Here is a 20,312-nt window from a genome sequence, read left to right as displayed (position 1 = left end):
CCCGTTGCAACCCCGCCGTGCGGGGGTACTGCCCCCGGTTGCTCCGCGGCGGCCCCGCGGAGTGGTTGGGGTGACCGGACCATCATCTCCGGTCAGGACATCAGAAAGATGTCAAGGTCATGTAGAGATCAAGCTAGTTGTGCCGGCCAGTTCCGCAGGACGTCACCTCCATCGGAACAAGGTCACCGACTGTTTGCCTGCCGTTCAGCGCGAGCTGTGAATGGTCGCTGTTGCCAGCCAGCCTTGTCGGCAGCTCGCGTCGCCGGTTGACCTTCAACTTACGGTAGATGCGCGTCAGATGCTGCTCCACCGTGCTCACGGTGACGTACAGCCTGGCGGCGATCTCCCGGTTGGTGTTGCCATGGGCGGCCAGCACGGCCACACGGCTCTCCGCCTCGGTCAGCGAAGCCGTGTTCTGCGGCAGTACCGGCTCGTGGCGCGGTGCTTCGAAGTCGGGGTCCGTGCCGCCGGGTATCAGCTGACGGCACAGCGGTTCGGCACCACAGGACTTGGCGACATGCCATGCCTTCCGAACCAGCATCCGGGCGCGGTTGACATCGTCCATCAGCCGGCAGAGGCGCCCCAACTCGCCGAGGGCCAAGGCCAGTTGCAGCCGGTCCCCGCCGTTCTCCAGGATCTCCACCGCCTCCTGGAGCTGCTGGAGGCCGCGCCGGCCCTCACCGGTGGCGCCAATCAGCCGCAGAGCCGTACCGCGCGCCCGGTCAGGGCTGCGCAGCAGTTGCTGCTCGGCCAGGCTCCGGGCCTTTTCGGGGTGGCCGAGGGCGAGCCACGTCTCCGCCGCGTCGAGCCGCCACGGCACCAGCTCAGGGGCGTCGACACCCCACTCCTCGAGCGCCTCGCCGCAGGCCAGAAAGTCCCCGAGAGCGGCGTGGTAGCGGCCGGTGGCCAGGTTCCAGCGGCCCCTGGCGCGTGCGTAGTGCAGACCCGGCAGGGTGTGCAGGAAGGCGTCGGGCACGGTCTGGCCGAGCAGGCTCTCCGCCTCGTCGAACTGCCCCATGCCCGTGTGTGCCTGGATCAGCGTGGCGAGTGGGAAGGAACGGGCGAGAGACCAGCTCCTCGGCCCCATCTGCCGCAGTGCCGACTCGGCGTGCACCTTCGCCCCGGGCAAGTCGCCCTGCCGTAGCGCTATCTCGGACCGTACGGAGGTGAACATGGCCTGCCAGGCCGGGGCATGGTGGTCCGCGGATTCGTTGAGCAGCCGCTCGCACCAGGGCACGGCGAGATCCAGCCGGTCGGCGTACACCAGCGCCCAGAGGGCGACGACCAGGGGCTGCACATAGCCGTCGTTGAGCCGGTAGCGCTGCAGCACACGAGTGGCTTCGGAGACCGCGTCCTCGCGCCTGCTCTCCGACAGAGCGGCTGCCACCGCGGACGAGGCGTGAAGATGGGCGATTTCCGCGTCTCCGGCAAGGGTGTCGGCAGGCCCGGGGCGCATCGGCTCCTCGCCGCCCGGCTCCATGCCCAGTGAGGGACTGAGCACGGTCAGCCAGCGGCGGGCGGCCGTCAGAGCCGTCCGTTCCTCACGGCCGGACCAGCCGTCGGCCCCTTCGAGGGCCTCCAGCACCTCCCTCGCCTCGACCAGCCGGCCCGACCAGGCGAGATACGACAAGGACACCACCAGATCGCTGGGCGAGAGCCGGGCCGCCGTCGCATCCAGCAGGAGCGTCGACGCCTTGACCTCCACGGCCGCAGGATCGGTGCGCCAGACGACACCGGCCAGCTTGACGGTGAGTGAGGCGCGCAGCCGGTCGTCCTCGCAGGAGTCCTGGGCGAGGGCGAGACAGCGGCGGGCGAATTCCATGTCGCCGTCCGCCAGCGCGTACTCGGCCGCTTCCTGGAGCACCGGCACCGCCCAGAGGTCCGCCGTGTCCCGGGCCACGACGAGGTGGTGGGCGATGTCGTACGCGGCCGAGCCGTTCTGGTGAAGCAGCTCGGCGGCGCGGGTGTGCAGCTGCGACAGCCGGTCCGCCGCCATGGCGTCCCGCACGACCGAGGCGGCCTGCTCGTCACGGAAGCGGCCGTCACTCAGGAGTCCGCACTGTCCCAGGTCCGCGACGGCCTGCTCGACGCTCCTGAGGTGAATGCCGAGAAGGCGGCCGAGCAGCCCGGGGTCGGCATGGGATCCCAGGACGGCGATGCCCTGGGCGATCTCCAGCGGTTCGGGGCCGCACCGGTGCAGGCAGTCGATCACGGCCTGTGCGTAGTTCTCGCCTCGTACGAGCGGCTGGAACGGGTCTCCCGCCTCGGTGGCGGCGAGGCGGTCCTCGACCAGTGCCCGGAGCAGGAGCGGACTGCCGCCGGTGATGTCATGCAGTTCCGGGGCGAGGCGCGCGGCCGTCGAGGGCGTGAAGTGTTCGCTCAGGAGCCCCACAGTCCCGATCGGCGACAGCAACTTCAGACGCAGCCAGGTGCAGTGCGGCAGGTGCGCGAGTTCCGCGTGGAAACTGCGCTTGCTCGATTCGAGCCTGGCGGGTTCGGTCAGTACGACCAGCATCCGGACGTGGCGAATGCGGCGGGTCAGATAGAGCAGAAACCGAAGAGAGGCCTGATCGCCGTCATGGACATCATCAACCGCGATCACCACCAGGTTTTCCTTGGCCAAGTCGAGGAGGGCGGCGCTCAGTTGAGGCATGGCCAACATCTGGTCATGCACCGATGACTCGGCTCCGGACACTCCGTCGATCAGCCGTGCCACTTCGGCGTGCGCCGCGGAGGTCAGCGGTGCACTCGCGAAGATCCTCCCGAGGAGACCGAAAGGCCGTGAGCGCTCGGCGCGGACTCCCGCCGTGTCCAACAGGAGCGCGCCCTCCGCCAGTGCTTGATCGGCGCAATTCATCAAAAGCGCCGTTTTCCCGCTGGCGACCGCCCCGCTGAGCAGTGCGACCTGCCCTCGCCCTTCTCTTGCGCTTTCCAGGAGCTCTCTCAGCAGCGTCCGCTGATTTTCTCGCTCGACATAGTGAGCCTCCAACAACATATCTCTCCCCCGAGCCGCCGGGACTTTCGCAATCAAATGGAAAGTCCAGCGGTGAATATTATGTCAATGAATGCGAACCACAAACGCACTGTTGCGTGCCGGTTGAGCGGACGGTGAGTGCTAGAGCAGACAGCCGGAAACGATTCTGCCGACCCGCTCCTGGTGGTCAGTCAGGAAGAAGTGGCCGCCTGTGAAAGTGTGCAGTTCGAAGTCGCCGTTGGTGTGTTGCCGCCACGCCTCGGCCTCCTCCGCGCTCGTCCGTACGTCGGTGTCGCCGGTGAGCACGGTGATCGGCGCGCGCACGGTGGCGCCCGGTTCGACCCGGTACGTTTCCACCGCCGTGTAGTCGCCCCGGATGGCCGGCATCGCCATCCGGAGGAACTCCTCGTCGGCCAGGATACGTGCATCAGTGCCGCTGAGCAGGCGCATCTCGGCGATGATGCCGTCGTCGTCACGCTGGTGCACCGTCTCGTCACGGTGCGCGGAGGGTGCACGCCGACCCGAGGCGACGATCCTCCGCGGGGTGAACTCCGGGTCCCGCTCCAGCCGTCGCGCCACCTCGAAGGCAAGCGTCGCCCCCATGCTGTGGCCGAAAAGCACCGTGGGCAGATCGAGCCACGGCTGAAGAGCTGTCGCAATCTCGTCGGCGAGAGCTCCCAAATCCGTGATACAGGGCTCGGACCGGCGATCCTGACGTCCCGGGTATTGCACCGCAAGGACGTCCGTATCGGGGGCTATCGCCCTGGTCATAGGAAAGTAAAAGGAGGCTGAACCACCCGCGTGAGGCAGGCAGATGAGGCGAGTTCCGGCCTGTGGGGATGGCCGGAACCGTATCAGCCAGGGCGTGTTGGTCAAGGGTTCAATCATTGGCTGCCGTTCCGCCTTCAATTCAGTGCTCGATGCGACGTACCCGCCGGTGGCAGCAATAGTAGACAGCTTGATCAAAGTAGGGGGTACCCCTATTTAGGGGCTGCGCGGCCGCGACGAGGGGTTGAGCCGCCCGGCAATGGGGTTGACATACGGGCCCTGGGGCGCAAAGGCCGAGTTCCACGAGGGGTACGCCGTCTCGGGCGACGCCGAGTGATTGCCAACGTGATTTACGCCATGCCCATCCCCCGGGCCCGCAAACCTCAAATGAACCTCAGACAGTAGGGGTTCGGGGTGCCAACGGCCTTCCCATGGCAGCCAGAACGATGCCCGGGACAGCAACCCGCGGGCGGCCCCAGCAGTGACCGGTGTGCCCAACGCGGGACAGCATCGGCGTGTTACCCGACGTGTGCACCCCCGGCCGTGCGGCTCAGGGTTGAGCCAGTCCCTGCTGATAGGCGTAGCGCACGGCATCGGCCCGATTGCGCGCGTTGATCTTGGCGAACGCGTTGTTGATGTGCGTCTTGACCGTCGTCTCCTCGATGAAGAGTGACGAGGCGATCTCCCCATTGCTCAGGCCCTGGGCGATCAGCTTGAGCACATCGACTTCCCGGCCGGTCAGGCCGTCGGGGTTGACCCGGCGCCGGGCCGGGGCCACGGCGGGCGGCGGCTGTTGGGCCTGGTCCGTGGCGGCTGCGGGGGCTGCGGGGGCTGCGGGCACACTGAGCGCCGCAGCCAGCCGGCGGGTCACCGCCGGGTCGAAGGTGGACTGGCCATGGGCGGAGCTACGAATGGCCACCGCGATCTGCTCCTGATTGGCGTCCTTCGTCAGATAGCCGCACGCCCCGGCGTTCAGCGCGGCGACCAGGGACTCGTCGTCAGCGAAGGTCGACAGCACCAGCACGGCCACGTCCGGGTGTTCGGAGAGAATCTTCCTGGTGGCCTCCGCACCGCCCATTCCCGGCATGCGCAGATCCATGAGCACCACCTGGGGTGAAGTCACGCCGACCAGGCGAACCGCCGCCGCGCCGTCGGCTGCGTCTCCCACCACCTCGATGTCGTCCATCAGATCGAGCAACGACACCAGACCTTCACGAACGATCTGCTGATCATCCACGACCAGTACGCGAATCCGCGCCGATCCGGGCTCAGCATCCACGCCGGCAACCCCCCACACACCTCTGCGATCCGAGCGCGATCGCCCAACCAGGCGTTCCCCGCTCTCCTTTGGCGACCCAACCTACCCGCAACCCGCAGAGGGGCTCGGCACCGTGTGTGACCGCGGGGAGCGTCACCGACCGGGCCGCAACGCACACAGCCGAGGATCTCCGCCCGGATCTCCACCACAGGGTGGGCCCGCCGAAGGGTTCTCGTTCCTACCCTCTGGGCATTCCCCGGAAGGAACGCACATGAGCCTGGCCCTGGACCTCGATACGGTCATGACCATTCTGTTGATTCGCTTCGCCCTGATCGTCGCCGCCGTCTCCGTACTTGTGATCATCGCCTTCACGATTCTGATCGTCCTCAAGCGCGGCGGCCAACTCACCGCCGTCAGAAGGCGCGTGGAGACCGTCGTGCGGAATCAGCTACGCGCCCAGCGGGCCGCGGGCCCGCCCACCGACCGTCCGGCCCCCGGGCGCCGAGGCGTTCTCTCGGCCCTGGACCGCATCACCAAGGGCGGTGGCCGCACATGAGTCGGACGATCCAGACAGCACAGACGGTCATGGCCGGTCAAACAGGGGGTGAGAAGGCGGGAGACATCCTCTTCGATGTGCTGCTGGACCGTCTGTGGAAAATGGGCATCGTGGTGGCAGCAGCTATTCTCGTGCTGACGGCCATGATCATCATCTATCGGAGAACGGGCACCAAATAGGCTTGCCCGCATCACTCACGGCCACCGCACGACAATCGTTGGAGCAAGGTGAACAAGGCACACGCACGCGGTAGTTGGCGCATCGTGGACCGGCTCGCACCTGCCTGGCTGGTGGTGCAGTTCCTCGGCACGGCCGTGCTCGTCGTGGCCATGGTGACGGCCAGGGAGGACACGCTCTGGATCTGGGGTGTGTACGCCGCGAGCCTTCTGTGCTGGACCCTGTTCATGGTCCTGCATCCCGTCCGGCCCGAGGCCGCCAGTTCCATGCTGGCGTTGAGCGCGCTGCTGCCCGCCCTGGTCGTGGGGTTCTCCGACGACTCGACCGCTGTGATCATGCTGGGCGTACTGCTCGGCAGATTCACCTCGATGATCACCTCCTCCGCGCGCATGCTGACGGTCGTGACATGCGCGTGCCTGGTGGCCATCTGGATCAGTTGCGCACTGGCCGGGCAGCCGCTCACCGACGTACTCGGCTACACGATGCTCGCTCTTGTGCTGACGCTGTTCGGCCTCAACCGGCGCCAGTACGAGGGTCGAGCCAAGCAGGCCGAGCAACTGCTGGCACAGAACCAGCTCATCCAGCAGGAGCAGGCGCGGGCCGCGGCGTTGGGTGAACGCAGCAGGATCGCAAGGGAGATGCACGATGTGCTCGCGCACTCGCTGGGCGCGCTGAGCGTCCAGCTCAAGGTCGCCACCGCGCTGATCGAGAAGGGCGACGCAGCCGGTGCCCTGACCCGGGTGCGCCGGTCCAACCGGCTCGCGGACGAGGGCCTGATAGAAGCCCGCAACGCGGTGGCCGCCCTGCGTGGAGATGTGCCTTCGCTCCCCGAAGCGCTGAAGAGCCTCACTGTGCAGCACCGCTCCAACCATCCCAGCGAGGTCCACATGGACATCCTGGGCGAGCTTCGGCCGATCTCGCCCGCGGCCACGGTCTCGCTGGTGCAGACGGCGCGCGAGGCATTGACCAACGCCGCCAAGCACGCCCCCGGGGAGACCGTCGGAGTGACGGTGGAGTACCGCGCGGACGCGCTGCGGCTCACCGTGGAGAACGCCACCCCGACCTCGAGTCTCCCCGACCCGGACCATGCGCCCGGGTACGGCCTCACAGGCATGCGGGAGCGCCTGGCGCTCGTCGGCGGCTCCCTCGTCGCGAACCGCCTGGACGGCGACACGCGTTGGGCCGTGACCGCCGAAGTACCCGAGTGACGCGGTGACCGGGACTCGTCGCATCTCGTCGCCGCACGTTCCAAGCCGCGGGTCACGGTCATGAGGCCTCGCCTCCCGCGGGTGCGCCTGCCCATGCGGCCAGTGCGGCGGTCCGCTCTGAACTGCGGATGTCGGCATCGGTGGCGCGGGTGGACCAGGCGATGTGCCCGTCGGGGCGGACGAGCACTTCGGTCACGCCGTGCAGGTCCGCGTGTTCGTCGTGCTTCGTGACGGCATGAGCAGTGACCCTTGAGCGCCATCCGGGCGCGAGGGCCTGCGGCAGATTCGCGTCCCCGGCGAGGTCGAGGAGGACGAAGCGGCCCTGGGGCAGCAGTTCATAGACGCGTATCGCCTCCGAACCGACGGCGGTCAGACCTATGTCGGGCACCCGCCGTCCCACCAGCGGGTCAGGGTCGGCGGTCACGGGCGGGTAGGACATGCTCAGCGCGGAGACCCGTCCCGCGAGCAGCCGGTTGACGTCCTCGAAGGACAGGAGTTCATTGAGGAGCCTGCACAGGGCGACGGCGGGCACCTGGTATTGCGGTACGAGGGTCAACTCGGCGAGCAGGGTCTGGACTTCGGTGTTCTCGGTGACCGCCTGCCCGACGGGGCGGCGTTCGGCGTCGTATGTGTCAAGGAGCCCGGGCGGAGCCCAGCCGTTGACGGTGGCGGCCAGCTTCCAGCCCAGATTCATGGCGTCCTGGAGGCCTGTGTTCAGCCCCTGACCGGCCGCGGGGAAGTGAATGTGGGCGGCGTCCCCGGCGAGCAGGATGCGGCCGGACCGATAGGCGGCGGCAAGGCGGGTGGCATTGCCGAAGCGCGAAAGCCAACGCGGCCGCGCGACCCCGCAGTCGGAGCCGCAGATCCGCGTCAGCGAGGTACGGAACTCCTCCAAGGACACCGGCTGCCCGGCCGGGATCCGCATCCGTTCCGGATCGATGCAGACGAACCGGGTGAGCCCGCCCTCCAGCGGGACGACCAGCACGCCACGGGCCCGTGCGGCAGCAAGGACGGCAGGATCTGCGTCGACGTCCGCGAAGTCCCCGAGCATGCCGGTCAGTGTCTCGTCGGTGCCCGGGAAGCCGATGCCGGCGGCCTGCCGCACCAGGCTGCGCCCGCCGTCGCAGCCGACCGCGTACTGCGCCCGTACGGTGTCGACGGCCCCGCCGGGCCCGCGCACCTCCGCCTCGACGCCAGTGGCGTCCTGGCGCAGACCGGTGACCTCGTATCCGCGGCTGATGCGGACGTCCAGCTCGCCCGCCCGCTCCTCCAGCAGCGCCTCGGTGCGGGCCTGGGCCAGGAAGAGGGTATAGCCGTGGCGGGAGTCGAGCGCGGCGAAGTCCAGCCGGGTGTCCAGGCCGGCGAAGTGCCAGCCCGGCACCGGCTTTCCGCAAGCGAGGAAGCGGGGCGCGAGACCCCTCATATCCATCAGTTCCACACTGCGCGGGTGCAGGGTCAGCGCCCGTGAATCACGCTGCGGCTCGGTGCGCCGCTCCACGATCCGGGTCCGTACGCCCGCCAGCGCCAGCTCGCAGGCGAGCATCAGCCCGGTCGGGCCCGCACCCACGACAAGCACGTCGGTGTCCATCAGAATGACCTCCACCATTTAGTGAACAGCGTTCACGTGAACGGTGTTCACTATAATGGCGCCCATGAGCAACCCGTCAACCCCCGCACGTGGGCGCCCCGCACGGCTGGACCAGGCGCGCACCGTCGAGACAGCCCTGGACCTGCTGGACAAGGCCGGGCTCGACGCGCTGACCATGCGGCGTCTGGCTGATGCGATGGGCGTCCAAGCCGGCGCGCTGTACCGCTACTTCGCCACCAAGCAGGACCTGCTGACCGCGATGGCGGAGCGGATGCTCTCCGACGTGAGCGCGCCCAGGGGTCCCGTTGGCGGAGACTGGAGCGAGCGGCTGGCCGGCCTGGCCGCAGCGATGCGTACAGCGCTGCTCGCCCACCGCGACGGTGCCCGCGTCTTCGCCGGCACGCACTCGACCGGGGCGCACACCCTGCACTTCGCCGACACCGCGATCGGCGTCCTGCGTGAGGCCGGCTTCGACGATGCGGACGCGGCGCGCGCCCTGATGGCGGTGGCCAATTTCACCGTCGGCCACACCCTGGAAGAGCAAGCCGCTCTGGAGCCGGACGCAGAGGCCCCCGCAGACCCGGGTCGCCTGCGCGACGCCGTGGCGGCCGGGTCGTACGCGCACCTCACGGCGACCCTGCCCGTGCTCACCAGCACGGACTTCACCGCCCACTTCGAGTTCGGTCTGCGCCTGCTCATTGAGGGGCTGCACGCCCTGCGACACCAGCGCTGACCTCCGCGAAGGCCGGCTCGCGGCCCCACAGGTCGGAGATCCGGCCGCACGTCGGTCGCGCCGAACTCGCAGCCCAGGCCGGTGCGGTCCTCGTGGCGGCCCATGAGGATGATCCGCTCGGCGCCGAGCTGCTTGGCGGACAGCAATGCCATCAGCCCGACCGCGCCGTCACCGATCACTGTCACCGTCATGCGCGGGTTCACCTGCGCCATTTTCGCGGCGTGGTACCCCGTGCCGAACACGTCGGACAGGGGCAGCAATGGAAGCCGCCAAGTACCCCGAGGGCCCCCGGCTGGCCCCCCTCGTCGGCGAACTGTCGGTGCAGGAGCCGCACTTCCGCCAGTGGTGGGCCCCCACCACGATCTTGGTTTGCGTAGAGAGAAGCCCGCTCCCGCCGGCCGTCTCAGCGGCCGCTGCCGGCACTGGCCTAGAGTGCGGGTGTGCCGTCGTACAGCATTGGGCAGGCAGCAGGGCTGCTGGGTGTGAGTTCGGAGACCGTTCGCCGGTGGGCGGACGGCGGCCGGCTGCGCATGGACCGGGACGGCTCGGGGAACCGCGTGATCGACGGGGTGGGTCTGGCGGCGTTCGCGAAGGAGCGGGCCGCGGGTATGCATCCGGTATCGGACGCTGTATCCACCTCCGCGCGCAACTCGTTCGCTGGGATCGTGACTGCCGTACGCCTCGACGATGTGGCCGCCCAGGTGGAGATCCAGTCCGGTCCGCACCGGCTGGTCTCACTCGTCACCCGGGAGTCCGTCGAGGAACTCGGCATCGACGTCGGAGTCACCGTCACGGCGAGGGTGAAGTCGACGAACGTCCACATCGACCTCGCGTGACCAGCGAGACGTGTCAGCAGCGCGGCACGCAGGTCGAGCTTGTGGTCGAGGCGGGACAGGTCCCGTCCGGTGAGGGCTTCGATGCGCTGGATGCGGTAGTGGACGGTGTTCACGTGCAGATGCAGGGCCTCGGCGGTCCGGGCCCAGGAGCAGTTGTGCGCGAGGAAGACCTCGAGCGTCTCCAGCAGCATGCTGTGCGACGCCCGTCCGCCGTCCAGCAGCGGGCCCAGGGTTCTGCTGCTGTACGCCGCTCTCACGTCGTACCGCCCCGCCTGCCACCGCTGCCTGCTGCGGAAAACCGCAGGTCAACCGATTTCGAGGGCCAACGCGGCCATCACCCAACCTTCACCCGTCGAATGTGCGGAAACAGGTTAAGGGAACCCACGAGACCGAAAAACCGCAGGTCAGGAGCCTTCCTTTACCGGCTCAAGGATCGCGACGCACTCCACGTGATGCGTCATCGGGAACAGGTCGAACGCCCGCAGCGTCCGCGGCTTGTAGCCGTTGTCGCGGAAGTACGCCAGGTCCCGCGCCAGCGCCGCCGGGTCGCATGCCACATACGCGATGCGCCGCGCGCCCAGGCCCGCCAGCTGCTTCACCGTCTGCTTGCCCGCTCCCGCGCGCGGCGGGTCGAGCACGATCAGGTCCACCTCGGTGATCTGCGTGCGCGGCAGCACCTGTTCGACCTTGCCGTGTTCGATGCGTACGCGCTCGAAGCCCTGCAGGTTGTGGCGCGCGTCCTCGACGGCGCGCTTGCCCGACTCGATGCCGAGCACCGCGCCCTTCTCGCCCACCCGGTCGGCGATGGCGCCCGCGAACAGGCCGACCCCGCAGTACAGATCGAGTGCCATGTCGCCCTTGCGCGGCAGCAGGCCCTGCATCACGGCCTTCACCAGGGTGTCGGCGGCCTGGGGATGCACCTGCCAGAAGCCGCCGTTGCCGACGCGGTACGTACGGTCGTCGGCGCGCTCCCGGACGAAGGCGCGGCCGTGCACCCGGTGCACGCCGCCGTCGCGCTCGTCGACGCGCAGCACCGAGACCGGCTTGTCCAGTTCGACCAGTGGCAGTCGGCCGCCGGGTCGCGGGGTGAGGATGACCTGCCGGTCGCTGGATCCCGTCGCGGCGATCGCCTCGACCGTGGCCATCTGGGCCCAGTCCTGCTTCTCGATGCCGAGCTCGGTGACCCCCGGGGCGGCGATCATGCAGTGGTCGATCGGCTGGACATCGTGTGAGCGGTGCTTGCGCAGCCCCGCGCGGCCCTCCGTGTCGATCGCGTACTGCACGCGCGTGCGCCAGGCCGGCACCTCGCCCTTCGGCAGCTTGTCGCCCTCCGCGGGCATGACCGTGCCGTCCCAGCCGGCCTCCTCGGGCGTGAGGCCCGCAAGTCGCTGCAGCTGCTCGGCGATCACCTCGCCCTTGAGCCGGCGCTGGGCGCCGGGCTTGGCGTGCTGCCAGTCGCAGCCGCCGCAGTTGCCGGGGCCGGAGTACGGGCACGGGGCCTCGATGCGGTCCTTCGACGCCTCGATGATCCGCACGGCGTCGGCGCGCAGGAAGCGGGAGTCCTCCTCGCCCTCGGTGATACGGGCGACGACCTTCTCACCGGGCAGCGTGTGCCGTACGAACAGCACCCGCCCCTCCTCGGTGCGGGCGATGCAGTGGCCGCCGTGTGCGACGGGCCCGACCTCGACCTCGTACTCCTCCCCGACCAGCGAAGACTCAGGTGCGTTCTGCATGGCGGGGTGACTCCAGAGGATCAAAGGAAAACGGCCGGACAACAACCCACCACTCTACGTGGGTGTCGACCGGCCGCCTGCCATGAACGTTCGAGCGGAAGCCTCAGCTCCTGCGCGTGGGCTCGAAGACTCGAAGACCCGCAGACTCGAGCCTCAGCTCTTGCCGGTGGGCTCCTTGGGCCGCTGGTCCACGGGCCCGCGCCGCACCGAACCGGGCGCGTTCCACTCCTGGCGCTTCCTCGCCCGCTGCTTCGCGGCCTCCGAGGACTCCAGCTGGTACGGCACCGAGGTCACCATCACTCCGGGCGTGAACAGCAGCCGGCCCTTGAGGCGCAGCGCGCTCTGGTTGTGCAGCAGATGCTCGTACCAGTGCCCCACCACGTACTCGGGAATGATGACGCTGACCACGTCCCGCGGGCTCTCGCGCCGCAGCCCCTTGACGTACTCGATGACAGGCCGGGTGATCTCTCGGTACGGAGAGTCGAGGATCTTCAGCGGCACATTGATGCCGCGCCGCTCCCACTCGTCCTTGAGCGCCTTGGTCTCGGCCGGGTCGACGCTGATGCTGAGCGCTTCGAGCTTGTCGGAGCGCATCAGCTTGGCGTACGCGAGGGCGCGCAGGGTCGGCTTGTGGATCTTGGAGACCAGGACGATGGAGTGCACGCGCGACGGGCGCACATAGTCGTCGGGACGCTCCTCCGCCGCGGCGATCTCCTCCGACACCCGGTCGTAGTGCTTACGGATCGCGGTCATCGTCCCGTAGAAGATCACCATGCCCAGCAGCGCCACCCAGGCGCCGTGCGTGAACTTGGTGGCGAGCACGACGACCAGCACCAGGCCCGTGAAGAAGGCGCCGAAGGTGTTGATCGCGCGGGAGCGGATCATATGGCGGCGCTTGGCCGGTTCCTTCTCGGTCTTCAGATGGCGGTTCCAGTGCCGCACCATGCCGGTCTGGCTGAGCGTGAAGGAGACGAAGACGCCGACGATGTAGAGCTGGATGAGCTTGGTCGAGTCGGCGCCGTACAGCCAGATCAGGAGTACTGCAGCGCCCGACAGCAGCACGATGCCGTTGGAGAAAGCGAGCCGGTCGCCGCGGGTGTGCAGCTGGCGCGGCAGATAGCGGTCCTGGGCGAGGATCGAGCCGAGCAGCGGGAAGCCGTTGTACGCGGTGTTGGCGGCCAGGAACAGGACCAGCGCGGTCGCTGCGGCGAGCACCACGAAGAAGAACGTTCCGTCACCGAAGACGGCGGCGGCGACCTGCGAGATCACCGGGTTCTGGACATAGCTTTCGCCGACCGGGCTGCCGTTGTTCAGCAGGTCCTGCGCGGGCTGCTCGGCCATCTTCACATCGGTGGCCATGGCCAGGCCGATGATGCCGCAGAACATGGTGACGGCGAGACCGCCCATCAGGGCCAGCGTGGTCGCGGCGTTCTTGCTCTTCGGCTTACGGAAGGCGGGCACGCCGTTGCTGATCGCCTCGACGCCGGTGAGCGCGGCACAGCCGGACGAGAAGGCCCGCAGCAGCAGGAAGACGAGGGCGAAGCCGGCCAGTCCCTGGTGCTCGGCCTTGATCTCGAAACCGGCGGTGGGGGCCTTCATGGTCTCGTCGAGCACCAGGCCCTTGAAGGCGCCCCAGGCGATCATGACGAAGACGCCGGCGACGAAGACGTACGTCGGGATGGCGAAGAGCTTGCCCGACTCCTTCACGCCGCGCAGGTTCATCAGCGTCAGCAGGACGATTGTCCCGATGGCGCAGAGGACCTTGTGCTCGACGACGAAGGGGATCGCGGAGCCGAGGTTCTCCACTCCGGAGGCGATCGAGACCGCGACCGTGAGGACGTAGTCCACCAGCAGGGCGCTGGCGACGGTGAGGCCGGCCTTGGGCCCGAGGTTGGTGTTGGCGACCTCGTAGTCGCCGCCGCCGCTCGGGTAGGCACGCACGTTCTGACGGTAGGAGGCGACGACGGTGAACATCAGCACCACGACGGCGAGCGCGATCCAGGGGCTGAAGCGGTAGGCCGACACGCCCGCGATGGAGAGCACCAGGAGGACTTCGCCTGGTGCATACGCCACCGAGGACAGCGGGTCGGAGGCGAAGACGGGAAGCGCGATGCGCTTGGGGAGGAGCGTTTCTCCCAGTCGGTCGCTTCGCAGCGCCCGCCCGATCAGGATCCGTTTGGGCACGTCGGTCAGTTTGGGCACGCAGAGGATCGTAAGCGTTCCGTATGAACACCGCCCACCCACCACCCCCCTACCGCTGCGGAATCTCCCGCTCCCCCGCGCAGGGGGTCCCTGGGCGGACCGCGCGTGTGTAGCTTGGGCCACGGTCTGAGACCCTGACCCTGTTAAACCTGAGCAAAAAACCATTGACAGCCGGAAGGACGGTCGTGCACATCGTCATCATGGGATGCGGGCGAGTGGGAGCCGCTCTCGCGCAGACCCTGGAGCAGCAGGGGCACACGGTCGCCGTCGTCGACCAGGACCCCACGGCCTTCCGCCGCTTGGGCTCCGGGTTCGGCGGCCGCCGCGTCACCGGAGTCGGTTTCGACCAGGACACCCTGCGCGAAGCGGGGATCGAGGACGCCGGCGCCTTCGCCGCTGTCAGCAGCGGCGACAACTCCAACATCATCGCCGCGAGGGTGGCGCGCGAGATGTTCGGCATCGAGAACGTCGCGGCCCGTATCTACGACCCGCGGCGCGCCGAGGTCTACCAGCGTCTGGGCATTCCGACCGTCGCCACGGTCCGCTGGACCGCCGACCAGATGCTGCGGCGGCTGCTGCCGTCCGGCGCGGAGCCGCTGTGGCGCGACCCCAGCGGCGGTGTGCAGCTCGCCGAGGTGCACACCTCGGCCTCCTGGATAGGCCACAAGGTCAGCACCCTGCAGGAGGAGACCGGCGTGCGCGTCGCCTTCCTCACCCGGCTGGGCGAGGCGATTCTGCCGACGTCACAGACCGTGCTGCAGGAAGGCGATCTCGTCCACGTGATGATGCGTACGGACGAGGTCGAGAAGGTCGAGGCGGCCTTCGCCGAGGGCCCTGAGGAGGGCGGTCACTGATGCGGGTCGCTATTGCGGGCGCCGGCGCGGTGGGCCGTTCCATCGCGGGCGAGCTGCTGGAGAACGGTCACGAGGTCCTTCTGATCGACAAGGCGCCGACCGCCATCTCGGTGGAGCGGGTGCCGCAGGCGGAGTGGCTGCTGGCCGACGCCTGCGAGATCACCTCGCTCGACGAGGCGGCGTTGCAGCGCTGCAACGTCGTGATCGCGGCGACCGGTGACGACAAGGTCAATCTGGTCGTCTCGCTGCTGGCGAAGACCGAGTACGGGGTGCCGCGGGTGGTCGCCCGGGTCAACAACCCCAAGAACGAGTGGCTGTTCAACGAGTCCTGGGGCGTCGATGTCGCGGTCTCCACGCCGCGTCTGATGTCGGCTCTGGTCGAGGAGGCGGTGAGCGTCGGCGACCTCGTACGGCTGCTGCGCTTCAGCCACGGCGACGCCAACCTGGTCGAGCTCACGCTGCCCCCGGAGTCGGCCCTGGCCGGCACCCAGGTCAGCGATGTGGCCTGGCCCGAGGACACCTCGCTGGTCACGATCATCCGCGGCTCGCGGGTGCTGACGCCGGGCTCCGAGGAGACTCTGGAGGCCGGCGACGAGCTGCTGTTCGTGGCCGCGCAGGCGCGCGAGGAGCAGCTGGAGGACCTGCTCTCGGTACGCCGGGAGGACGCTTCGAGCTGAGTCTCGCAGGCAGTACGCGGATGGGGCGCCCGGAATGATTCCGGGCGCCCCATCCGCGTATGAGCGAGAAAGCCGCGAGAAGAGCTAGCGCTTGCGGTGCCTGGCGGGACCGTCGGTGATGCGCGGGGAATCGGCGCCGTCCGCGAGGCGCTGCGCCGCATCGTCGACCAGGGGCTTCATCGGCTCGCCGAACTGCTCCGCGGTGTCCCGGCGCTCTTTCCCGGCGCGCTCCTCCGCCTCCATCTCCGCGAAAACGTCGATCGGCGGCGGCGCCTTGGCCAGGAAGACCCAGGTCAGGTACACCGCGAGCAGGAATGGCGGGATCTTCAGCGCCACCAGAACCCAGCCGAGCTGAGCGGTGTCGGCCCACCAGTAGAGCGGGAAGAGGATCGCGCACTTGGCGAGCAGGATCAGGCCCCAGGCCCAGCTGGCCTTGGCGTACGCCTTCTTGCGGCCGGGGTTACGGGTCCGCCAGGAGAGGTTCTCCTTGAAGACCGGGCCGAGGATCAGGCCGATCAGCGGGACGCCCGCGATCGTCGTCGCGATGTACGCCACCGCCAGGCCGAGCGTGTAGATCATGCCCGGCAGATAGAAGTCCTTCGCATTGCCGGTCATCATCGCGAAGACGACACCGAAGGCCACTCCGAAGACCCCGCTGAAGGCGTGCTTGAGGGTGTCCCTGCGGATCAGCCGGACCGCGACGAGCAGCAGGGAGACCGCCAGGGCCGCGATGGCCGAGATGTGGAGATCCTTGTTGACCGTGAAGATCGTGACGAAGAGCAGCCCGGGGAGGACCGTCTCCACCATGCCGCGTACTCCGCCGAAGGCCTCGAAGAGTGCGGCCTCCGTGACGGCTTTCGCGTCGCTGTCCTGCTGGTCGTTCGTCGTGGTGGTGGTCGGCTTGTCGAAAGACGTCACCGGCTACTCCTGTCCGAGCGGTCGGAGTTCGTATTTGGGGTTGAACAGCACCCGGCGGCCGTGGTTCATGGAGATCCGGCCCGAGGCGATGAGCTTCCGGCCCGGCTCTATGCCCGCTATGGAACGGCGGCCGAGCCAGACGACGTCCAGCGGGGCCGTGCCGTCGAAGAGCTCCGCCTCCAGCGCGGGCACTCCGGCCCGCGGACGCAGGGTGACCGTGCGCAAGGTACCAGTCACCCGGACTATCTGGCGGTCGTTGCATTCGGCGATGCGGGTACACCCCGATGCCTGCGCGTCCTCCTGCAGCTCCTCCGACTCGAGGTCCTCCTGGGAGGTGGACAGCCGGTCGAGCATGCGGCGGAACCGGCCGGCGGGCTTCGCCGGCCTCTCGGCCTTCTCGGAACGGGGTACAGCACTCATACAGAAAGCCTACCGGCCACGGCCTGTGTGCCGGATCAAGGCTCGAAGCGGTATCCCATGCCCGGCTCGGTGACGAAGTGCTTGGGGTGCGAGGGATCGGCTTCGAGCTTGCGGCGCAGCTGGGCCATGTAGACCCGCAGATAGTTGGTCTCCGTGCCGTATGAGGGGCCCCAGACCTCCTGGAGCAACTGCTTCTGGCTGACCAGTCGGCCCGTGTTGCGTACAAGGACTTCCAGCAGATGCCACTCGGTCGGGGTCAGCCGGACATCGCGACCGTCCCGGTGCACCTTCTTCGCCGCGAGGTCGACGGTGAAGCCCTCCGTCTCGACGATCACGAGATCGTCGTCCCCGCCCCCGACCGGCTCGGCCCGGCGGACCGCGGCGCGCAGCCGGGCCAGCAGCTCGTCCATGCCGAAGGGCTTGGTGACGTAGTCGTCGGCGCCGGCGTCCAGTGCCTCGACCTTCTCGTCGGAGGTGTGGCGGGCGGAGAGCACCAGGATCGGGACGCGGGTCCAGCCGCGCAGGCCCTTGATCACCTCGACGCCGTCCATGTCGGGAAGACCGAGGTCGAGGACCACGACGTCGGGGTGACGGGCCGCGGCGAGCTGGAGCGCGGTCGCACCGTCGGGGGCCGCGTCCACCTCGTACTTGCGCGCCTTCAGATTGATCACGAGGGCACGTACGATCTGCGGCTCGTCGTCGACCACGAGCACCCGGGTCATTTTTGCCGGCCTGCCTTTCTGCGGTGTTGTGGCTGCGCTGCCGTGTGTCGCTGCGCTGCCGTCTCTTTCTGCGCTGTCGTCTGTCGCTGCGCTCCCGTCGCGGTCATGAGGTGACCTGGGCGGGAAGGTCGGAGCTGACCGGAGGGATCCCGGGCGCCGCCCTGAGGGTGAGGACCATGGTCATGCCACCGCCGGGGGTGTCCTCGGCGATGAGCGTGCCGCCCATGGCATCGACGAAGCCGCGCGCGACCGCGAGGCCGAGGCCCACTCCGGCGCCGCGTGGAGCGTCACCGTAACGCTGGAACGGCTCGAAAATCCGGTCCTTCGCGTCATCGGGAACGCCGGGGCCTCGGTCCGCGACCCGCACCTCGACACGGTCGCCGAGCGCGCTCGCGGAAACGGTGACAGGTGTGGCGTCAGGGCTGTACTTGACGGCGTTCTCGACGATGTTGGCGACGGACCGCTCCAGCAGTCCCCGGTCGACGGCCACCATCGGCAGCGTCTCCGGAATGTCCAGCTCGACGCTCTCCACGGGCACTCCGACGAGCGCCATCGGGACGACCTCGTCGAGGTCGGTCACCCGGATCAGCGGGGCGACGGTGCCGGTCTGCAGCCGGGACATGTCGAGGAGGTTGCCGACCAGATGGTCGAGCCGGTCGGCGCCGTCCTCGATGGCTTCGAGCAGTTCCGCCTCGTCCTCGTCGGACCAGGCGACGTCGTCGGACCTGAGCGAGGAGACGGCGGCCTTGATGGCAGCCAGCGGGGTCCGCAGATCGTGGCTGACGGCGGCGAGCAGCGCCGTGCGGATGCGGTTGCCCTCGGCCAGCCGACGGGCCTCCTCCGCCTGGCCCACCAGCCGCTGCCGGTCCAGTACGACCGCGGCCTGAGCCGCGAAGGCCGCCAGCACCCGGCGGTCCTCGGCGGGCAGTACACGGCCGGAGAGGGCCAGTGCCATATGGTCGCCGACCGGCATGTCCACGTCCGCGTCCTCGGGACGTACGACGGAACTGGGGCCGACGCTGCCCGCGCAGGTCCAGGGGGCGACGTCGCTCTCCCGCTCCAGCAGTGCCACGGACTCCATGGCGAAGGTCTCGCGGACCCGCTCCAGCAGGGCGTCCAGCGTGGTCTCCCCGCGCAGCACGCTGCCTGCCAGGAAGGAGAGGATCTCCGACTCGGCTCGCAGCCTGGCGGCCTGGTGGGTGCGGCGGGCGGCCAGATCCACGACGGACGCGACCGCGACGGCCACCGCGAAGAAGATCACGATGGCGACGATGTTCCTCGGGTCGCTGATCGTCAGGGTGTGGGTGGGCGGGGTGAAGTAGTAGTTCAGCAGCAGTGAGCCGACGGCGGCCGAGGTCAGCGCCGGCAGCAGTCCGCCGAGCAGCGCCGACACCACGGTCAGGAAGAGGAAGACCAGGACGTCGTTGGCGAGTCCCAGACTGTCGTTGAGGCCGGCCAGTACCAGCGAGAGCAGGACAGGGCCGACGACGCCGACCAGCCAGCCGGCGATGATCCGGGAGCGGCCGAGGCGTGCGCCGCGGGCCACGGGCAGTCCACGACCCTTGCCGGCCTCGCCGTGAGTGACGATGTGTACGTCGAGGTCGGGGCCGGAGTCGCGGGCGACGGTCGCGCCGACGCCGGGGCCGAAGATGTACTGCCAGGTCTTGCGGCGACTGGAGCCGAGCACGATCTGGGTGGCGTTGACTCCGCGCGCGAACTCCAGCAGCGAGGACGGGACGTCGTCGCCGATGACGTGGTGGAAGGTGCCGCCGAGATCCTCGACGAGGGTCCGCTGGACGGCCAGCTCCTTGGGCGAGGCGGAGGTCAGTCCGTCGCTGCGGGCGATGTAGACGGCGAGGATCTCGCTGCCGGAGCCCTTGGCGGCCATCCGGGACGCGCGGCGGATGAGGGTGCGGCCCTCGGGGCCGCCGGTGAGGCCGACGACGATGCGCTCGCGGGCCTGCCAGGTGGAGCGTATGTCGTGCTCACCGCGGTACTGCTGGAGGTATTCGTCGACCCGGTCGGCGACCCAGAGCAGGGCGAGTTCACGTAGTGCGGTGAGGTTTCCGGGGCGGAAGTAGTTGGAGAGGGCCGCGTCGACCTTGTCCGACGTGTAGATGTTGCCGTGAGCCATCCGGCGGCGCAGCGCCTGTGGCGACATGTCGACCAGCTCGATCTGGTCGGCCCTGCGGACCACCTCGTCGGGGACGGTCTCCCGCTGGCGTACACCGGTGATCGACTCGACGACGTCGCCGAGGGACTCGAGATGCTGGATGTTGACGGTGGAGATGACGTCGATGCCGGCCGCGAGCAGTTCCTCGACGTCCTGCCAGCGCTTGGCATTGCGGGAGCCGGGCACATTGGTGTGGGCCAGTTCGTCCACGAGGGCGACGGTGGGATGCCGTTCGAGGACCGCGTCGACGTCCATCTCGGTGAAGACGCTGCCGCGGTACTCGATCTCGCGGCGCCGGGTCTGCTCCAGGCCGTGCAGCATCACTTCGGTGCGGGAGCGTCCGTGGTGCTCCACGAAGGCGACGACACAGTCGGTGCCACGCTCCACACGGCGGTGCGCCTCGGACAGCATCGCGTACGTCTTGCCGACGCCCGGCGCCGCGCCGAGATATATCCGTAGCTTGCCGCGTCCCATGGCCTCATTGTCTTTCAGGAACAGCTGTGTACGCTGCGTCG

The 20,312-nt window shown here is 68.8% G+C and carries 17 protein-coding genes and 2 pseudogenes; 7 read left to right on the top strand and 12 right to left on the bottom strand.

The features are described from left to right. Positions 1-133 precede the first annotated feature (133 nt). From ACFWDI_RS14045 to ACFWDI_RS14035, 3 genes are all read right to left on the bottom strand, one after another. Positions 134-2,995: an AAA family ATPase gene (locus ACFWDI_RS14045; protein ID WP_385303762.1), complete on the bottom strand. Its 2,862-nt coding sequence runs from the start codon at positions 2,993-2,995 to the stop codon at positions 134-136. 120 nt (positions 2,996-3,115) lie between these two features. Next, positions 3,116-3,862 carry a thioesterase II family protein gene (locus ACFWDI_RS14040; RefSeq protein ID WP_385303788.1) on the bottom strand — a complete coding sequence of 249 codons (747 nt, stop codon included), beginning with the start codon at positions 3,860-3,862 and terminating at the stop codon, positions 3,116-3,118. Between the two features lie 430 nt (positions 3,863-4,292). Continuing rightward, entirely contained in the window at positions 4,293-4,979 is a 687-nt protein-coding gene (locus tag ACFWDI_RS14035) for a response regulator (RefSeq protein WP_385303759.1), read from the bottom strand. A gap of 292 nt (positions 4,980-5,271) precedes the next feature. Between ACFWDI_RS14035 and ACFWDI_RS14030 the strand changes: the two genes are divergently transcribed. The 3 genes from ACFWDI_RS14030 to ACFWDI_RS14020 are packed head-to-tail and all read left to right on the top strand — an operon-like array spanning position 5,272 to position 6,941. Continuing rightward, the gene (locus ACFWDI_RS14030) at positions 5,272-5,556 is read left to right on the top strand and encodes a hypothetical protein (RefSeq protein WP_385303758.1); all 285 of its coding nucleotides are present in this window, start codon (positions 5,272-5,274) and stop codon (positions 5,554-5,556) included. Next, positions 5,553-5,735 (top strand): hypothetical protein, encoded by a 183-nt coding sequence (locus tag ACFWDI_RS14025; RefSeq protein WP_385303757.1) that lies wholly within the window; start codon positions 5,553-5,555, stop codon positions 5,733-5,735. The genes ACFWDI_RS14030 and ACFWDI_RS14025 overlap by 4 nt, the downstream gene beginning before the upstream one ends. Positions 5,736-5,783: 48 nt before the next feature. Further along, on the top strand, positions 5,784-6,941 hold the full coding sequence (locus tag ACFWDI_RS14020) for a sensor histidine kinase (protein ID WP_385303755.1): 1,158 nt from the start codon (positions 5,784-5,786) through the stop codon (positions 6,939-6,941). 58 nt (positions 6,942-6,999) lie between these two features. On the opposite strand, the gene ACFWDI_RS14015 is transcribed toward ACFWDI_RS14020, so the two are convergent. Continuing rightward, positions 7,000-8,529, bottom strand: coding sequence for a monooxygenase (locus tag ACFWDI_RS14015; RefSeq protein ID WP_385303754.1), 1,530 nt, complete (start codon positions 8,527-8,529; stop codon positions 7,000-7,002). Between the two features lie 64 nt (positions 8,530-8,593). On the opposite strand from ACFWDI_RS14015, the gene ACFWDI_RS14010 reads away from it, so the two are divergent. Next, positions 8,594-9,262 carry a TetR/AcrR family transcriptional regulator gene (locus ACFWDI_RS14010; RefSeq protein ID WP_385303752.1) on the top strand — a complete coding sequence of 223 codons (669 nt, stop codon included), beginning with the start codon at positions 8,594-8,596 and terminating at the stop codon, positions 9,260-9,262. Between the two features lie 47 nt (positions 9,263-9,309). Here ACFWDI_RS14010 and ACFWDI_RS14005 read toward each other — a convergent pair. Beyond that, a pseudogene (locus ACFWDI_RS14005) lies at positions 9,310-9,522 on the bottom strand (IMP dehydrogenase); the annotation flags it as partial. Between the two features lie 180 nt (positions 9,523-9,702). Between ACFWDI_RS14005 and ACFWDI_RS14000 the strand changes: the two are divergent. Then, positions 9,703-10,098 (top strand): molybdopterin-binding protein, encoded by a 396-nt coding sequence (locus ACFWDI_RS14000; RefSeq protein ID WP_385303750.1) that lies wholly within the window; start codon positions 9,703-9,705, stop codon positions 10,096-10,098. Positions 10,099-10,106: 8 nt separating this feature from the next. Here ACFWDI_RS14000 and ACFWDI_RS13995 read toward each other — a convergent pair. The 3 genes and pseudogenes from ACFWDI_RS13995 to ACFWDI_RS13985 all read right to left on the bottom strand — a co-directional run. Next, positions 10,107-10,358 (bottom strand): annotated as a pseudogene (locus tag ACFWDI_RS13995) (PucR family transcriptional regulator); the annotation flags it as partial. Positions 10,359-10,502: 144 nt separating this feature from the next. After that, the gene (locus ACFWDI_RS13990) at positions 10,503-11,831 is read right to left on the bottom strand and encodes a class I SAM-dependent RNA methyltransferase (protein WP_385303748.1); all 1,329 of its coding nucleotides are present in this window, start codon (positions 11,829-11,831) and stop codon (positions 10,503-10,505) included. Positions 11,832-11,984: 153 nt separating this feature from the next. Beyond that, positions 11,985-14,033, bottom strand: coding sequence for an APC family permease (locus ACFWDI_RS13985; RefSeq protein ID WP_385303746.1), 2,049 nt, complete (start codon positions 14,031-14,033; stop codon positions 11,985-11,987). A 185-nt stretch (positions 14,034-14,218) separates the two neighbouring features. Here ACFWDI_RS13985 and ACFWDI_RS13980 point away from each other — a divergent pair, with 185 nt between their 5' ends. Both ACFWDI_RS13980 and ACFWDI_RS13975 read left to right on the top strand, forming a co-directional pair. Then, positions 14,219-14,887 (top strand): TrkA family potassium uptake protein, encoded by a 669-nt coding sequence (locus ACFWDI_RS13980; RefSeq protein WP_327326541.1) that lies wholly within the window; start codon positions 14,219-14,221, stop codon positions 14,885-14,887. Next, entirely contained in the window at positions 14,887-15,564 is a 678-nt protein-coding gene (locus tag ACFWDI_RS13975) for a TrkA family potassium uptake protein (protein WP_326653121.1), read from the top strand. The genes ACFWDI_RS13980 and ACFWDI_RS13975 overlap by 1 nt, the downstream gene beginning before the upstream one ends. Positions 15,565-15,648: 84 nt before the next feature. On the opposite strand, the gene ACFWDI_RS13970 is transcribed toward ACFWDI_RS13975, so the two are convergent. From ACFWDI_RS13970 to ACFWDI_RS13955, 4 genes are all read right to left on the bottom strand, one after another. Next, positions 15,649-16,482, bottom strand: a complete 834-nt coding sequence (locus ACFWDI_RS13970; protein ID WP_385303745.1) for a DUF3159 domain-containing protein — start codon at positions 16,480-16,482, stop codon at positions 15,649-15,651. A gap of 3 nt (positions 16,483-16,485) precedes the next feature. After that, on the bottom strand, positions 16,486-16,902 hold the full coding sequence (locus tag ACFWDI_RS13965) for an OB-fold nucleic acid binding domain-containing protein (protein ID WP_385303744.1): 417 nt from the start codon (positions 16,900-16,902) through the stop codon (positions 16,486-16,488). Positions 16,903-16,937: 35 nt separating this feature from the next. Further along, positions 16,938-17,624 (bottom strand): response regulator, encoded by a 687-nt coding sequence (locus ACFWDI_RS13960; RefSeq protein WP_327326538.1) that lies wholly within the window; start codon positions 17,622-17,624, stop codon positions 16,938-16,940. Positions 17,625-17,727: 103 nt separating this feature from the next. Beyond that, on the bottom strand, positions 17,728-20,271 hold the full coding sequence (locus tag ACFWDI_RS13955; RefSeq protein ID WP_385303742.1) for a DUF4118 domain-containing protein: 2,544 nt from the start codon (positions 20,269-20,271) through the stop codon (positions 17,728-17,730). Positions 20,272-20,312 lie beyond the last annotated feature (41 nt).

The sequence above is a fragment of the Streptomyces sp. NPDC060064 genome (genome assembly GCF_042736455.1).
Classification (GTDB): Bacteria; Actinomycetota; Actinomycetes; order Streptomycetales; family Streptomycetaceae; genus Streptomyces.
The sequence above is the reverse complement of the archived record's forward strand: the minus strand, read 5'-3'. Positions and strand labels throughout refer to the sequence as shown.

What these genes read in the sequence shown, in the direction of transcription:
- ACFWDI_RS13960 (WP_327326538.1), bottom strand. Translation starts at nt 17,624, where the DNA reads ATGACCCGGGTGCTCGTGGTCGACGACGAGCCGCAGATCGTACGTGCC.
- ACFWDI_RS13975 (WP_326653121.1), top strand. Translation starts at nt 14,887, where the DNA reads ATGCGGGTCGCTATTGCGGGCGCCGGCGCGGTGGGCCGTTCCATCGCG.
- ACFWDI_RS14030 (WP_385303758.1), top strand. Translation starts at nt 5,272, where the DNA reads ATGAGCCTGGCCCTGGACCTCGATACGGTCATGACCATTCTGTTGATT.
- ACFWDI_RS13955 (WP_385303742.1), bottom strand. Translation starts at nt 20,271, where the DNA reads ATGGGACGCGGCAAGCTACGGATATATCTCGGCGCGGCGCCGGGCGTC.
- ACFWDI_RS13965 (WP_385303744.1), bottom strand. Translation starts at nt 16,902, where the DNA reads ATGAGTGCTGTACCCCGTTCCGAGAAGGCCGAGAGGCCGGCGAAGCCC.
- ACFWDI_RS14010 (WP_385303752.1), top strand. Translation starts at nt 8,594, where the DNA reads ATGAGCAACCCGTCAACCCCCGCACGTGGGCGCCCCGCACGGCTGGAC.
- ACFWDI_RS14015 (WP_385303754.1), bottom strand. Translation starts at nt 8,529, where the DNA reads ATGGACACCGACGTGCTTGTCGTGGGTGCGGGCCCGACCGGGCTGATG.
- ACFWDI_RS14025 (WP_385303757.1), top strand. Translation starts at nt 5,553, where the DNA reads ATGAGTCGGACGATCCAGACAGCACAGACGGTCATGGCCGGTCAAACA.
- ACFWDI_RS14040 (WP_385303788.1), bottom strand. Translation starts at nt 3,862, where the DNA reads ATGATTGAACCCTTGACCAACACGCCCTGGCTGATACGGTTCCGGCCA.
- ACFWDI_RS13990 (WP_385303748.1), bottom strand. Translation starts at nt 11,831, where the DNA reads ATGCAGAACGCACCTGAGTCTTCGCTGGTCGGGGAGGAGTACGAGGTC.
- ACFWDI_RS14045 (WP_385303762.1), bottom strand. Translation starts at nt 2,995, where the DNA reads ATGTTGTTGGAGGCTCACTATGTCGAGCGAGAAAATCAGCGGACGCTG.